The 13,215-nt window shown below is 63.9% G+C and carries 14 protein-coding genes and 1 tRNA gene; 4 read left to right on the forward strand and 11 right to left on the reverse strand.

Annotation, left to right across the window (positions count from 1 at the left end; genetic code table 11):
- Positions 1 to 91: 91 nt before the first annotated feature.
- From JQ580_RS10035 to JQ580_RS10070, 8 genes are all read right to left on the reverse strand, one after another.
- Complete coding sequence (locus JQ580_RS10035; RefSeq protein ID WP_011083553.1) at positions 92 to 364, reverse strand: BQ00720 family protein; 273 nt, start codon at positions 362 to 364, stop codon at positions 92 to 94.
- Between the two features lie 50 nt (positions 365 to 414).
- On the reverse strand, positions 415 to 840 hold the full coding sequence (locus JQ580_RS10040) for an Hsp20 family protein (protein WP_212279775.1): 426 nt from the start codon (positions 838 to 840) through the stop codon (positions 415 to 417).
- A gap of 368 nt (positions 841 to 1,208) precedes the next feature.
- Positions 1,209 to 2,297, reverse strand: coding sequence for a sn-glycerol-3-phosphate import ATP-binding protein UgpC (locus tag JQ580_RS10045; RefSeq protein WP_212279777.1), 1,089 nt, complete (start codon positions 2,295 to 2,297; stop codon positions 1,209 to 1,211).
- Positions 2,298 to 2,310: 13 nt separating this feature from the next.
- On the reverse strand, positions 2,311 to 3,159 hold the full coding sequence (ugpE, locus tag JQ580_RS10050) for a sn-glycerol-3-phosphate ABC transporter permease UgpE (RefSeq protein ID WP_212279779.1): 849 nt from the start codon (positions 3,157 to 3,159) through the stop codon (positions 2,311 to 2,313).
- Complete coding sequence (ugpA, locus tag JQ580_RS10055; protein WP_212279781.1) at positions 3,159 to 4,040, reverse strand: sn-glycerol-3-phosphate ABC transporter permease UgpA; 882 nt, start codon at positions 4,038 to 4,040, stop codon at positions 3,159 to 3,161. Before ugpA ends, ugpE begins: the two co-directional genes overlap by 1 nt.
- 50 nt (positions 4,041 to 4,090) lie before the next feature.
- Positions 4,091 to 5,407 (reverse strand): sn-glycerol-3-phosphate ABC transporter substrate-binding protein UgpB, encoded by a 1,317-nt coding sequence (gene ugpB, locus JQ580_RS10060; RefSeq protein ID WP_212279783.1) that lies wholly within the window; start codon positions 5,405 to 5,407, stop codon positions 4,091 to 4,093.
- A gap of 220 nt (positions 5,408 to 5,627) precedes the next feature.
- A complete protein-coding gene (locus JQ580_RS10065; protein ID WP_212279785.1) occupies positions 5,628 to 6,845 on the reverse strand; it encodes a CaiB/BaiF CoA transferase family protein in 1,218 nt (405 codons plus the stop codon).
- Between the two features lie 172 nt (positions 6,846 to 7,017).
- Positions 7,018 to 7,443 carry an organic hydroperoxide resistance protein gene (locus tag JQ580_RS10070; RefSeq protein WP_018323436.1) on the reverse strand — a complete coding sequence of 142 codons (426 nt, stop codon included), beginning with the start codon at positions 7,441 to 7,443 and terminating at the stop codon, positions 7,018 to 7,020.
- A 154-nt stretch (positions 7,444 to 7,597) separates the two neighbouring features.
- On the opposite strand from JQ580_RS10070, the gene JQ580_RS10075 reads away from it, so the two are divergent.
- Positions 7,598 to 8,059 (forward strand): MarR family winged helix-turn-helix transcriptional regulator, encoded by a 462-nt coding sequence (locus tag JQ580_RS10075; protein ID WP_212279787.1) that lies wholly within the window; start codon positions 7,598 to 7,600, stop codon positions 8,057 to 8,059.
- 6 nt (positions 8,060 to 8,065) lie between these two features.
- On the opposite strand, the gene JQ580_RS10080 is transcribed toward JQ580_RS10075, so the two are convergent.
- From JQ580_RS10080 to JQ580_RS10090, 3 genes are all read right to left on the reverse strand, one after another.
- Positions 8,066 to 8,308: a GIY-YIG nuclease family protein gene (locus tag JQ580_RS10080; RefSeq protein ID WP_212279789.1), complete on the reverse strand. Its 243-nt coding sequence runs from the start codon at positions 8,306 to 8,308 to the stop codon at positions 8,066 to 8,068.
- Between the two features lie 134 nt (positions 8,309 to 8,442).
- Positions 8,443 to 8,518, reverse strand: a tRNA-Ala gene (locus JQ580_RS10085).
- Positions 8,519 to 8,609: 91 nt separating this feature from the next.
- Positions 8,610 to 9,017, reverse strand: coding sequence for a TIGR02300 family protein (locus tag JQ580_RS10090; RefSeq protein WP_094976064.1), 408 nt, complete (start codon positions 9,015 to 9,017; stop codon positions 8,610 to 8,612).
- A gap of 161 nt (positions 9,018 to 9,178) precedes the next feature.
- Between JQ580_RS10090 and aroA the strand changes: the two genes are divergently transcribed.
- The 3 genes from aroA to rpsA all read left to right on the forward strand — a co-directional run bounded on the left by aroA (position 9,179) and on the right by rpsA (position 13,124).
- Positions 9,179 to 10,516, forward strand: coding sequence for a 3-phosphoshikimate 1-carboxyvinyltransferase (gene aroA / locus JQ580_RS10095; RefSeq protein WP_212279791.1), 1,338 nt, complete (start codon positions 9,179 to 9,181; stop codon positions 10,514 to 10,516).
- On the forward strand, positions 10,513 to 11,151 hold the full coding sequence (gene cmk, locus JQ580_RS10100; protein ID WP_212279793.1) for a (d)CMP kinase: 639 nt from the start codon (positions 10,513 to 10,515) through the stop codon (positions 11,149 to 11,151). Before aroA ends, cmk begins: the two co-directional genes overlap by 4 nt.
- A 266-nt stretch (positions 11,152 to 11,417) precedes the next feature.
- Positions 11,418 to 13,124, forward strand: a complete 1,707-nt coding sequence (gene rpsA, locus JQ580_RS10105; RefSeq protein WP_199580596.1) for a 30S ribosomal protein S1 — start codon at positions 11,418 to 11,420, stop codon at positions 13,122 to 13,124.
- Positions 13,125 to 13,215: the final 91 nt, after the last annotated feature.

Raw genomic sequence — 13,215 nt, forward strand, 5'->3', positions numbered from 1 at the left:
CGATGGCGAAAGCACCGCCTCAAATGAAAACGGGCACGCCTTCGTTCGAAGGCATGCCCGTTTGAAACCTATTCGTTCGAAGCTTGCGTGCTCAGTGCACGCTCACGGCTTGCAGCTCGTTGCTCCAGGCGTTGGCGACCGCGGCTTCGCGGCTGTCGGTCAGCATGATCGGCGTGCCGTCGGCGGCGTGGAGCGCGAAGAGCTTGAGGCCCGGCGCGATTTTCGGCGCTTCGGGAAACAGGCCCGGCACGTCTTCCGAGCGGATCTGCTTCACATAGGCGATATGGCCTTCGCCGAGGGTTGCCAGCGTCTCCGGAGAGACATTCTTGGCTTCGTATTCGAACGCAACGTGACCTTCACTCATGGTCTCGACTCCTCTGGAACACTAAGCGGTCGAGTCCGCTACTCGTTCCATTATTCGTGCTCATTGATAGCGATTGTCTTAACGATCCTCTCCGGCTCAGGCCGGGCCAGATCGATCGACAACAACCCGTTCTTCAGATCCGCACCCAGCACCAGCATCCCCTCCGCCAGCACGAACGTGCGCTGGAAGTGGCGCGCGGCGATGCCGCGATGGATGTATTGCCGGGTCTTGTCGTCCTGCTGACGCCCGCGGATCACGAGCTGGTTTTCCTCAATGGTTACATCGAGTTGGTCGCGCGTGAATCCGGCGACCGCCAGCGTGATACGCAACCGCTCGGGCTGGCCGTCCGCGCTGCCGCACCTCTCGATATTGTAGGGAGGGTAGCCGTCGGCGCCTTTGACGACGCGATCGAGCACGCGCTCAATCTCATCGAAGCCCAGAAGGAACGGACTGGATAACGTTGGAACACGAGACATAGTTTACAAAGTCCTCGCAAAGCGACTTTGGTGCATCAGGGCCCGTAGTGGCACCCCTTGATCAGCAATATGGGCACGTTCCCGTGTCGGTTCAAGCAGGTAGCCGCGCTGCTGTGGATCGGCGCATCGCACAGTCGGGTGCTCGGGAATCGTCATGGCTGGGCTTATCGGCCATCCATGACCTTGCTCGTTGCACCGAAAACGTGAATGCCCGGGGCCGTCGCCGCGCCGAAGCGGCTACGGCCGCGCAGGTGGGACAAGCCCGGGCATGACGCCTCTGGCGCGGACTTTTCTTCAACGAAAACAACGCCCCTTCTACTGTGCATGGGGTTGTTTTCGCATTTTTTGGGTGATGGGCTTCGGAACCCTCAGGCCTCTAATCGCGTGCGGCCGTCGCCGCTGAACAGATGCAGCTTGTTGCGCAGCGCCGCGACGCGGATTTTCGCGCCGATCGCGGGAGCCTCGGTGCCGGGAACGCGGACGATGATCTCGCCGGGCGGCAGCTCGCCGGGCGTGGCGGCGACACGCTGCTCTTCCGGCTCGCGCGAGCCGTAGATGAAGGTTTCGGCGCCGACGCGCTCGATCGCCTCCACCGTCAGCGGCAACGCGACGCCGCCGTCCGGGGTCTGGTCGGTGATGACGAGATCTTCCGGACGGATGCCGAGGATGCCGGCGTCAGCCGCCGCGCTGCCCGCAAGCTGCGATCTGATCTCCTCGGGCCGCGTCGCCATCAGATTCATCGGGGGAGCGCCGATGAAGGAGGCGACGAAAGTCGTTGCCGGCTTTTCGTAGATCGCCAGCGGATTGCCGACCTGCTCGACCTGGCCGCCGGTCATGACCACGAGAATGTCGGCGAGCGTCATCGCCTCCAACTGGTCGTGGGTGACGTAGATCGACGTGGTGTTGAGCCGGCGCTGCAATTTGCGGATCTCGACGCGCATCGCGATGCGCAGTTTCGCATCGAGGTTCGACAGCGGCTCGTCGAACAGGAACACCTTCGGCTGGCGCACGATGGCGCGGCCCATGGCGACGCGCTGGCGCTGGCCGCCGGAGAGCTGGCGCGGCTTGCGATCCAGCATCGAGGTGAGCTCGAGCACGCGCGCGGCTTCGTCGACGCGCGACTTGATCTCGGCCTCCTTCATGCCGCGGTTGCGCAGGCCGTAGGCCATGTTGTTGAAGACGCTCATATGCGGATAGAGCGCGTAGTTCTGGAACACCATCGCGATGTCGCGATCGGCGGGCTCGATCTGGTTGACGATACGACCGCCGATGTCGATCTCGCCGCCGGTGACGGTTTCGAGACCGGCGACCATGCGCAGCAGCGTGGACTTGCCGCAGCCGGAGGGCCCGACCAGCACGCAGAACTGTCCGTCGCCGACATCGACGTTGACGCCCTTGATGGCTTCGAAGCCGCCGGGATAGGTCTTGCGGACGTTGCGCAGGGTGACGTTAGCCATGAAAACTCGCTTGTTACTTTTCCGTCTCGACCAGTCCGCGCACGAACAGTTTCTGCATCACGACGACGACGAACACCGGCGGCAGCATGGCCAGCACGGCGGTCGCCATCACGATCGGCCATTCGGTCAGCGCGTCGGTGGTGGTGATCATCTTGCGGATGCCGACCTGGATGGTCTGCATGTCGTCGCGGGTCGTGATCAGCAGCGGCCAGAGATATTGATTCCAGCCGAGGATGAACAGGATCACGAACAGCGCCGCCATGTTGGTGCGCGACAGCGGCAGCAGCGTATCCCAGAAGAAGCGCAGGGGACCTGCACCGTCGATGCGCGAGGCCTCCAGCAATTCGTCCGGCACCGTCATGAAGAACTGCCGGAACAGCAGCGTCGCGGTGGCCGAGGCGATCAGCGGCAGTGCAAGGCCGGCGTAGCTGTCGAGCATGTGCAGGTCGGCGACGATCTTGTAGGTCGGATAGATGCGGACTTCGACCGGCAGCATCAGGGTGATGAAGATGATCCAGAAGATCGGCATCCGGAACGGGAAGCGGAAATACACGATCGCGTAGGCCGAGATGATCGAGATCGCGATCTTGCCGACCGCGATCAGCAGGGCCATCACCAGCGAGTTCAGCATCATGTTGCCGACCGGCTCGCGGGTGGAGCCGCTCGTGCCGACGAAGATGGTCTGGTAGTAGGTCTCGAAGAAATGTCCGCCCGGCAGCAGCGACATCTGCCCGTTCGCGATCAGCGCGTTGTCCTGGGTCGAGGCGATGAACGCGATGTAGACCGGGAAGGCGACGATCGCGATTCCGATCCAGAGAATGATGTGGGCGATGTAACGTCGAAAGCCCTCTTCCTCGACCATCAGTAAGTCACCTTGCGTTCGACGAAGCGGAACTGGATTCCCGTCAGCACGATGACCATGATCATCAGGATCACCGATTGCGCCGCGGAGCTGCCGAGATTGCCGCCGAGCAGGCCGTCGGAATAGACCTTGTAGACCAGCGTCACCGTCGAGGTGCCGGGACCGCCGCGGGTCATGGTGTCGATGATGCCGAACGTGTCGAAGAAGGCGTAGACGATGTTGACGACCAGCAGGAAGAAGATGGTCGGCGACAGCAGAGGGAAGGTCACGGTCCAGAACCGGCGCATCGGACGCGCACCGTCGATCGCGGCGGCTTCGAGCACGCTTTTCGGGATCGCCTGCAGGCCGGCAAGGAAAAACAGGAAATTATACGAGATCTGCTTCCATGCGGCGGCGAGGATGATCAGCGCTGCAGCCTGGTCGCCGTCGAGCAGCGGATTCCAGTCGACCCCCATCGCGCGCAGATAGCGCGCGATGATGCCCAGCGAGGGATGCAACATGAAGATCCAGAGCACGCCGACGACCGGCGGCGCCACCGCATACGGCCAGATCAGGAGGGTTCGGTACAGCACCGAGCCGCGCAGCGGCTTGTCCGCCATGACGGCGAGCAGCAGCGCAAAGGACAGCGACGAGACGGCGATCGCGAACGAGAAGACGAAGGTCCGGACGATCGACTCGAAATAGGCGGGATCCCTGAACAGCTCGATGTAGTTGTCGAACCAGACGAAGGTGGTCGAGAGACCGAAGGCGTCCTGCAGCAGGAAAGACTGGATCACGGCCTGCAGGGCCGGCCAGTAGAAGAAAATCAGGACGATCGCGAGCTGCGGCGCAACCAGCGCGTAAGGCAACAGCTTCGATTGGAAGATGGCTTGCTTTTGCATGATGCCCGCAGGAGCGGCAGGCCGGCTTGGCCGGCCTACCGTCCGTCGCCTTATTTCACGGCGGTCTTTTCAAACTGGCGCAGCATGGTGTTGCCGCGCTCGACGGCGGCATCCAGCGCCTGCTTGGCGGTCTTCTTGCCGGCCAGCGCCTGCTCGATCTCTTCCGACCAGACGTCGCGCAGCTGGACCATGTTGCCGAGACGCAAGCCGCGGGAATTTTCGGTCGGCTCCTTGTTGGTCAGCTCGAGCAGTGGGGTTTCGAGGTAGGGCTGGTCCTTGTAGAAGCCCTCGGCCTTGGCCTTCTCATAGGCTGCCTTGGTGATCGGCAGATAGCCCGAGGCCTTGTGGATGTAGACCTGGCGATCGGTGTCCGAGAGGAAGGTCAGGAATTTTGCGACGCCCTTGTATTCGTCGGCCGGCTTGCCGCCCATGACCCAGAGCGAAGCGCCGCCGATGATCGAGTTCTGCGGCGCGCCCTTGATATCCGGATAATACGGCATCGGCACCGCGGTGAAGTTGAACTTGGCCTGCGCCTTGACGTTGCCGAAGAACGCCGACGAGGTCAGGTAGATCGGACATTCGCCCGACGTGAAGCGGCCTTCGCCGGTGTTGGTGCGGCCGGCATAGTCGTAGGTCTTGTCCTTCTGGAGCTCGACCAGCTTCTCGAGATGCTTGACCTGGAGCGGTCCGTTGAACTCGAGCTTGGTGTCGAAGCCGTCGAGGCCGTTGGCCTTGGTGGCGAGCGGGACGTTGTGCCAGGCGGAGAGCTGCTCGAGATTGACCCAGGTGACCCAGGAGCCGGAGAAGCCGCAGGTCGGATGACCGTTGTCGTGCAGCTTCTTGGCGGCTTCGAAGGTTTCGGGCCAGGTCTTCGGGATTTCGACGTTCGCCTTCTTCAGCTCGTCGAGATTGACCCACATGACGGTCGACGACGAGTTGAACGGGAAGGACAGCATCTCGCCCTTCGAGGTCGAGTAGTAGCCGGTGATGGCGGGCAGGTAGATCTTGGGATCGAACTTCTCGCCGGCGTCGGCCATCAGCTTGTAGACCGGCTTCACGGCGCCGGTCGCAGCCATCATGGTGGCGGTGCCGACCTCGAACACCTGCATGATGTGCGGCGCGTTGCCGGCACGGAACGCCGCGATGCCCGCGTTCATGGTGTCGGCGTAGTTGCCCTTGTAGGTCGGGACGACCTTGTAGTCGCTCTGCGCCGCGTTGAAGTCGTTGGCGAGCTTGACGATGACGTCGTTGTTGGCGCCGGTCATCGCGTGCCACCACTGGATTTCCGTCACGGCCAGCGCGGGCGACGCCGTCATGCCGACCGTGAGTGCAATTGCGGTAGCCGCGCCAAAATGTCGAAGAGCCATCAAGTAAACCTCCCTTGGGCCGTCAAAAGAAGCGCTTGCGCTAGCAGCGCCATATGACGTTCACATGACTGTGTAAGCGGGAGAAACGAAAGCAGCAAGCGCTGCTAAATGGGAAGTCGTCAAATAGGCGAAGACGAAGCAGGCAGCCGCCTGCGTTCGCGGTGCACTATCGTGCCCGCGCCGCAGTGCGGCATCATTCGCTGGACGGAGGTGTTGGCCTCTAGCGCTTGCGCTCGGGGCCGCAGACGGTGCCCTTCTCGACCATGGCGTCGATCTCGGCCTTGGAGTAGCCGAACTCGCTCAGCACTTCCGCCGAGTGCTGGCTGAATTTCGGCGGCAGGCGGCGCAGGCTCGGCTTGCTGCGGTCGAGCCGGATCGGCGATGCCACGCCCTTGTACCAGTCCTTCTCGAGAATATCGCCGCGCGCGATGGTGTGCGGGTTCTGCAAGGCCTGGTCGATCTTCTGCACGGGCCCTGCAGGCAGGCCTGCGGCAAGCAGGCGATTGCACAGCGGCTCGGCCTCGTGCTGGCTGAACACGGCGGCAAGCTCGGCGCGCAGCGCCTCGCGGTTGGCGATGCGGTCCTTGTTGCGGGCGAAACGTGGATCGGTGCCGAGCTCGGGCTTGCCGATCTCCTTGGCCAGCTTGCGGAAGGTGCCGTCATTGCCGACGCCGATGAAGATGTTGTCGGTCTTGGTCGGGAAGATCGCATACGGCACGAGGTTGGGATGCTCGTTGCCGGTGAGCGACGGCGGCTTGCCGTGCATGAAGTAATTCGCGGTGTGGGGATGCATGATGGCGAGGCCGGTCTCGTACAGCGTCGTCTCCAGGAACTGGCCCTTGCCGGAGCGCTGCCGCTCCGACAGCGCCATCAGGATGCCGATCGCCGCGTAGAGGCCGGTGCCGATGTCGACCAGGGGCACGCCGATCCGCATCGGTCCGCTCTCGGGCGAGCCGGTCGCGGCGATCATGCCGGTCATGGCCTGGATGATGGCGTCATAGCCGGGATTGCCGCCGCGCGGGCCGTCGGCGCCGAAGCCGCAGATCCGGCAATGCACGAGGCGCGGGAATTTCTTGCTGAGGACGTCGTTGCCGATCCCCCATTTCTCCAGCGTGCCCGGCTTGAAATTCTCGATCAGGACGTCGGCCGTCTCCAGCATCTTGAGCAGCACGATGCGGCCGCCCTCGGAGGCGAGGTCGAGGCCGATCGAACGCTTGTTGCGGTTGATGCCGATGAAATAGGCCGCGTCCTCGTCGTGGAACGGAGGACCCCAGTCGCGCACCTCGTCGCCCGCGGGCGGCTCGACCTTGATCACGTCGGCGCCGTGGTCGGCGAGAATCTGGGTGCAGTAGGGACCGCCGAGCACGCGCGTGAGATCGATGACGCGCAATCCGCTCATTGCGCCCGATGCGGCTTCAGAACTGGCGGCTTCAGTCATGCCTTCGCTTTCCCTGTGTCGGTCATTTGATCACAGGCCTAGCGAGGTTTCCCGATGCCAGCAATGGCGCCGAGCGTAGGGGGTCATGCAGGCCCATACCGCATGCCGCGACATGGCAAATGGCAGCGGCCGGCCCGAGGGGGATCCCAGGCCAGCCAATCCGCCTCTTCGATCAGACGACCGTCAGGCGAACGTCGACATTGCCGCGCGTGGCATTGGAGTACGGGCACACCTGGTGCGCCTTCTCGACCAGCGCCTCGGCCTCCGCGCGGGCGAGGCCCGGCAGCGAGACGGCGAGATCGATATCGAGGCCGAAGCCGCCCTCGGAACGCGGGCCGATGCCGACGGTCGAGGTCACGGAGGCATCAGCAGGCACCTTCGGCCCGCCCTGCGACGATACGAACTTCATCGCGCCGATGAAGCAGGCGGCATAGCCGGCCGCGAACAGCTGCTCGGGATTGTTGCCGGCGCCACCGCCGCCGCCGAGCTCCTTCGGCGTGGTGAGCTTGACGTCGAGCGCGCCGTCGAGGGTCGCGGCATGGCCGTCGCGGCCGCCGGTGGCCTTGGCGCTGGTCTTGTAGAGGACATTCACGGACATTGTCGTCTCCTCGGTCGTCCGGTTGGGGTGCAATCTCTATCGCAGACAATTAGATTGCGCGCAATCGAAATTGGAGTGTCTCACATTTAATTGTTCGCAATTGAATGTGCCGCCCGCCGGGCCCAAAATGAGAGGACATCCCGCGAGATTCGCCATGCCTCGAAAACATTCGGCAGCGGACGCCCCGCTGCGGCTCGACAACCAGATCTGCTTCGCGGTCTATTCGGCCGCGCACGCCTTCAACCGCGTCTACAAGCCGCTGTTGGACCGGCTCGGCCTGACCTATCCGCAATATCTGGTCATGCTGGTGCTGTGGGAGCGCGACGACGTGCCGGTCAAGGACATCGGCGAGAAGCTGTTCCTGGATTCGGGCACGCTGACGCCCCTGCTCAAGCGCCTGGAGGCCGCGCATCTCGTGAGGCGCACGCGCAGCAGCGAGGACGAACGCCAGGTCCTGATCGCGCTGACCCCGCAAGGGCATGCGCTGAAGGACAAGGCGCGCGCCGTGCCGCAATCGATCCTGGCAGCGTCGGATTGCTCGGTGTCGGAGCTGGTGGCGATGAAGGACGAGATCGTCGCGCTGCGGGATCGGCTGAATGCGGTGATCGGGGAGTAGGGGGGCTTAGGCCAACCGCTTTTTCGTGAAGGCGCGGCCTGAGTGTGACTTCAGGTACGCCTCGAACGCGAGCGCTTTATGCTTGTCTGGGAAGGCGCAGTACCAGATCAGCTTCCACGGCTTGTATTTGGCGGTGTGACTGGATTTGCCGGCATTATGTTCCGGAATGCGCCGCTTCAAATTCTCGGTGGCGCCGACGTATTCCTGATCGGGAAATTCGATGCTGCGAAGGATGTAGGCGTACCACATTGATGGTGTCGCCCGGGTCGTCGTTAGGCGGGATACTCACCAGTCCGTCTTCGCCCTTCGGGCTTCGCCGGACACCACGCTTCACCCTTCAGGCTCCGCGCAGCTGCGCCACGCGTAGCCCGAAGGGCGAAGCGTGGTGGAGCCAGGCGGGATCGAACCGCCGACCTCTTGCATGCCATGCAAGCGCTCTCCCAGCTGAGCTATGGCCCCTTAGTCCTTGTGGGGATCCTGGTGGATCACCCGCACCGGCGAGCCCTGGTGACTCGCGCGGTGCACCCTTTTTCACAGATCAGGGCCGATCTCAAGTCTCTTCATCACCTCCGACATCACCAATGATGTCGGTCACGTCCTCATCGCCCTCTTCTTCGTCGGCAATGAAGGTCGAATCATCGTCATCGTCGTCATCGAGGGTCTCGTCGACCTCGATATCGTCCTCGGATTCGGGCACCACGGCCTTGACCTTGCCGCTGTTCTCCTCGGCGTCGGCCTCCTCGAGCGAGACCTCTTCGACCTCTGCCGGCTCCGGCGTGGCGTCCGCCGTTGCCGCGTGCCGGGCTTCGGCGCCGCGAGGCACGCGTGCGGGCGCGACGGGGGCGATCGGCACGACTTCGCCGGTATAGGGCGAGATCACCGGATTCTTGTTGAGGTCGTAGAACTTCTTGCCCGTGGTCGGGCAAATACGTTTGGTTCCGAGTTCTGACTTGGCCACGGCAGGAATCCTGGGAATGTCTGAAAAAGCGGTGTTTCACTTGGCTAGTTGGCGGGCCGCTGTCAATAGCGCATTACGGGAGAACGACATGCCCGTGACGAGGTGCTGACCATGTGGTACCTGCGCCGGGCCCCCTCGAGGGCACATCCAAGGACACGATCGTGACCCATTCCGACCAAACGAGGCCGCTCCAGGCTCGCGCCAGCGGGTCCCTGACCGGGAAAGTACGGGTGCCCGGGGACAAGTCGATCTCCCATCGCGCCCTCATCCTGGGCGCGCTCGCGGTGGGCGAGACCAGGATTTCGGGCCTGCTGGAGGGCGAGGACGTCCTCAACACCGCCAAATCGATGCAGGCGCTGGGCGCCACCGTGGAGCGAAACGGCGATTTTGCCTGGAAGGTGCAGGGCGTGGGCGTCGCGGGCTTCGCCCAGCCCAAGGCTCCCTTGGATTTCGGGAACTCCGGGACCGGCTGCCGGCTGGTGATGGGCGCCGTCGCCGGCTGCCCGATCTCTGCGGTGTTCGACGGCGACGCCTCGCTGCGCAGCCGCCCGATGCGCCGGATTCTCGATCCCCTGGAAAAGATGGGCGCCAGGGTCATCGCCGGTGGCGAGGGCGGCCGTTTGCCCCTGACACTTCAAGGCGCGCGCGATCCGCTGCCGATCACCTACCAGACCCCCGTCGCCTCGGCCCAGATCAAATCGGCGGTGCTGCTGGCGGGTCTCGCCGCGCCCGGCACCACGACCGTGATCGAGAGCGAGGCCAGCCGCGACCACACCGAGCTGATGCTCAAGCATTTCGGCGCGGATATCACCTCCACGCGCGAGGGCACGCATGGCCGCAAGATCACACTGGTCGGCCAGCCCGAGCTGCATGGCGCCACCGTCGTTGTGCCCGCCGATCCCTCCTCCGCGGCGTTCCCGATCGTCGCCGCGTTGATCGTCGAGGGCTCCGATATCGTGCTGACCGACGTCATGACCAATCCGCTGCGCACCGGCCTGTTTACAACGCTGCGCGAAATGGGCGGCTTCATCGAGGAGAGCGAGGTTCGCGGCGATGCCGGCGAGCCGATGGCGCGTTTGCGTGTACGCGCCTCGAAGCTGCGCGGCGTCGACGTACCGCCGGAGCGCGCGCCTTCGATGATCGATGAATATCTGGTGCTGGCGGTGGCAGCCGCTTTCGCCGAGGGCACGACGATCATGCGCGGCCTGCAGGAGCTGCGCGTCAAGGAATCGGATCGCCTTGAGGCCACCGCCGCCATGCTGCGCGTCAACGGCGTGAAGGTCGAGGTCTCCGGCGACGACCTGATCGTCGAAGGCCGCGGTCACGTCCCCGGCGGCGGCACTGTCGCCACCCATATGGACCATCGCATCGCGATGTCCGCCCTGGTGATGGGCTGCGCCTCCGATCAGCCGGTGACCGTCGATGACACCGCCTTCATCGCCACCAGTTTCCCGGACTTCATTCCGATGATGCGTTCGCTAGGGGCCGAGTTTTCATGATCATCGCCATCGACGGGCCCGCGGCCTCAGGCAAGGGGACGCTCGGCAAGCGTCTCGCGCACCATTACGGCTATCGTCATCTCGATACCGGCGTGATCTACCGCGCGGTGGCTTATGCCCTGATGCAGTCCGGCCGCGATCTCCGGGACGAGGAGGCCGCGGTCGCGGCGGCGCTGGAACTCGATCCCGAGAAATTCGGCAATCCGGCCCTGAAGACCCAGAAGGCCGGCGAGGGCGCCTCGATCGTCTCGGCGTTCCCACGGGTCCGCGAGGCCCTGGTGAATTTTCAACGGCAATTCGCCGCCGATCCGCCCGGCGCCGTGCTGGACGGCCGCGACATTGGAACGGTGATCTGCCCGCATGCCGACGTGAAGATCTTCGTCGTTGCCGATCCCAAGGTCCGTGCCCGCCGCCGGACCATGGAAGCACTGGCACGGGGCGAGGAGGCGGACGAAGCGGCCGTGCTCGCCGACATCATGCAGCGCGACGAGCGTGACCAGAACCGGCCGATTGCCCCCCTGAAGCCGGCCGCGGATGCTTACTTGCTAGATAACTCCCAACTGGATATAGAAGGCGGCGTCCGGGCCGCCATCGACATTATCGAGGCCGTCCGAGCGGGCCGGTCGCGGGGTTAAGCCGCCGCCGTCATTGGAGGAAGTGCCCGCTCCCGCTCTTTGAGGTCGATACCTCGGTCCCCTGTTCGGGCCCGACGCGATCCAGGCTCCGGACATAAGATTTCCACGTATCGAACGCGCGGGCCCAGCCGGCCCGCTTCCGCTGTTTCGCCTCTCAGGCCGGAGCAGCGAGCGGTCGCTCGAAGGTTTTGCGGACCTTCCGACACTGCGTGTGCGATGCGCCCATGAACCCAACGGCCGGCACGACATCCGCAAATGGAGAACAAATGGCTTCGACTTCTGCTGATACCTATAGCCCGTCGCGCGACGATTTCGCCGCGATGCTCGACGAGTCTTTCGCAGGCGGCAACCTGCAGGAAAGCTCCGTCATCAAGGGCAAGGTGGTTGCAATTGAAAAGGACATGGCCGTCATCGACGTCGGCCTGAAGACCGAGGGCCGCGTCGCCCTGCGTGAATTTTCCGGCCCCGGCCGTGAGTCCGACCTGAAGGTCGGCGACGAGGTCGAAGTGTTCCTCGATCGGATCGAGAACGCGCTCGGCGAAGCCGTGCTGTCGCGCGACAAGGCGCGCCGCGAAGAGAGCTGGGGCAAGCTCGAGAAGGCCTTCCAGAACAACGAGAAGGTCAACGGCGTCATCTTCAACCAGGTCAAGGGCGGCTTCACCGTCGACCTCGACGGTGCCGTGGCCTTCCTGCCGCGCTCGCAGGTCGACATCCGTCCGATCCGCGACGTTGCGCCGCTGATGAACAACTCGCAGCCGTTCCAGATCCTCAAGATGGACCGCCGCCGCGGCAACATCGTGGTGTCCCGCCGCACGGTTCTCGAAGAGACCCGCGCCGAGCAGCGTCAGGAGCTGGTGCAGAACCTCGAAGAGGGTCAGGTCATCGACGGCGTGGTCAAGAACATCACCGATTACGGTGCGTTCGTTGATCTCGGCGGCATCGACGGCCTGCTGCACGTCACCGACATCGCGTGGCGCCGCGTCAACCACCCGACCGAGGTGCTCTCGATCGGCCAGACCGTGAAGGTCAAGATCATCAAGATCAACCACGAGACGCACCGCATCTCGCTGGGCATGAAGCAGCTGCTGGACGATCCGTGGCAGGGCATCGAAGCCAAGTACCCGCTGGGTGCCCGCTTCACCGGTCGCGTCACCAACATCACCGACTACGGTGCGTTCGTCGAGCTCGAGCCGGGCATCGAAGGCCTGATCCACGTCTCCGAGATGTCGTGGACCAAGAAGAACATGCACCCCGGCAAGATCGTTTCGACCTCGCAGGAAGTCGAAGTGCAGGTGCTGGAAGTCGATTCCGTCAAGCGCCGCATTTCGCTCGGCCTCAAGCAGACCATGCGCAACCCTTGGGAGGTCTTCGTCGAAGGTCACCCGACCGGTTCGACGGTCGAGGGCGAGGTCAAGAACAAGACCGAGTTCGGTCTGTTCCTGGGTCTCGAAGGCGACGTCGACGGCATGGTCCATCTCTCCGACCTCGACTGGAAGCTTCCGGGCGAGCAGGTGATCGACAACTACAAGAAGGGCGACATGGTGAAGGCCGTGGTGCTCGATGTGGACGTCGAGAAGGAGCGCATCTCGCTCGGCATCAAGCAGCTCGAAGGCGACCCCTTCGCCGAGCCGGGCGATGTCAAGAAGGGCGCAGTCGTGACCTGCGAAGTGCTCGAAGTGAAGGAGAGCGGTATCGAGGTGAAGATCGCCGGTACCGACTTCACCACCTTCGTCAAGCGCTCGGAGCTCGCCCGTGACCGCAACGACCAGCGCGCCGAACGCTTTGCCGTCGGTGAGAAGGTCGATGCCCGCGTGATCCAGTTCGACAAGAAGGCCCGCAAGGTCCAGGTGTCGATCAAGGCGCTCGAAGTTGCCGAAGAGAAGGAAGCCATCGCGCAGTACGGCTCCTCCGATTCGGGAGCAACGCTCGGCGACATCCTGGGCACCGCGCTCAAGAACCGCGACAGCAAGTAAGCGAAACGCATTTCGCTGCATCGAAGCCCCGGCGCGAGCCGGGGCTTTTTTGTTGTGCCATGCTCCGCTGTCGTCCCGAAGCGCGAGCCCG

The sequence above is a fragment of the Bradyrhizobium sp. SZCCT0148 genome, from assembly GCF_018129985.1.
GTDB lineage: Bacteria > Pseudomonadota > Alphaproteobacteria > Rhizobiales > Xanthobacteraceae > Bradyrhizobium > Bradyrhizobium japonicum_H.

Coding starts and splice junctions, on each gene's coding strand:
- cmk (WP_212279793.1), top strand. CDS start 10,513: ATGATCATCGCCATCGACGGGCCCGCGGCCTCAGGCAAGGGGACGCTC.
- JQ580_RS10075 (WP_212279787.1), top strand. CDS start 7,598: ATGCCTCGAAAACATTCGGCAGCGGACGCCCCGCTGCGGCTCGACAAC.
- rpsA (WP_199580596.1), top strand. CDS start 11,418: ATGGCTTCGACTTCTGCTGATACCTATAGCCCGTCGCGCGACGATTTC.
- ugpA (WP_212279781.1), bottom strand. CDS start 4,040: ATGCAAAAGCAAGCCATCTTCCAATCGAAGCTGTTGCCTTACGCGCTG.
- JQ580_RS10035 (WP_011083553.1), bottom strand. CDS start 364: ATGAGTGAAGGTCACGTTGCGTTCGAATACGAAGCCAAGAATGTCTCT.
- ugpE (WP_212279779.1), bottom strand. CDS start 3,159: ATGGTCGAGGAAGAGGGCTTTCGACGTTACATCGCCCACATCATTCTC.
- JQ580_RS10065 (WP_212279785.1), bottom strand. CDS start 6,845: ATGACTGAAGCCGCCAGTTCTGAAGCCGCATCGGGCGCAATGAGCGGA.
- JQ580_RS10080 (WP_212279789.1), bottom strand. CDS start 8,308: ATGTGGTACGCCTACATCCTTCGCAGCATCGAATTTCCCGATCAGGAA.
- JQ580_RS10045 (WP_212279777.1), bottom strand. CDS start 2,297: ATGGCTAACGTCACCCTGCGCAACGTCCGCAAGACCTATCCCGGCGGC.
- JQ580_RS10070 (WP_018323436.1), bottom strand. CDS start 7,443: ATGTCCGTGAATGTCCTCTACAAGACCAGCGCCAAGGCCACCGGCGGC.
- ugpB (WP_212279783.1), bottom strand. CDS start 5,407: ATGGCTCTTCGACATTTTGGCGCGGCTACCGCAATTGCACTCACGGTC.
- JQ580_RS10040 (WP_212279775.1), bottom strand. CDS start 840: ATGTCTCGTGTTCCAACGTTATCCAGTCCGTTCCTTCTGGGCTTCGAT.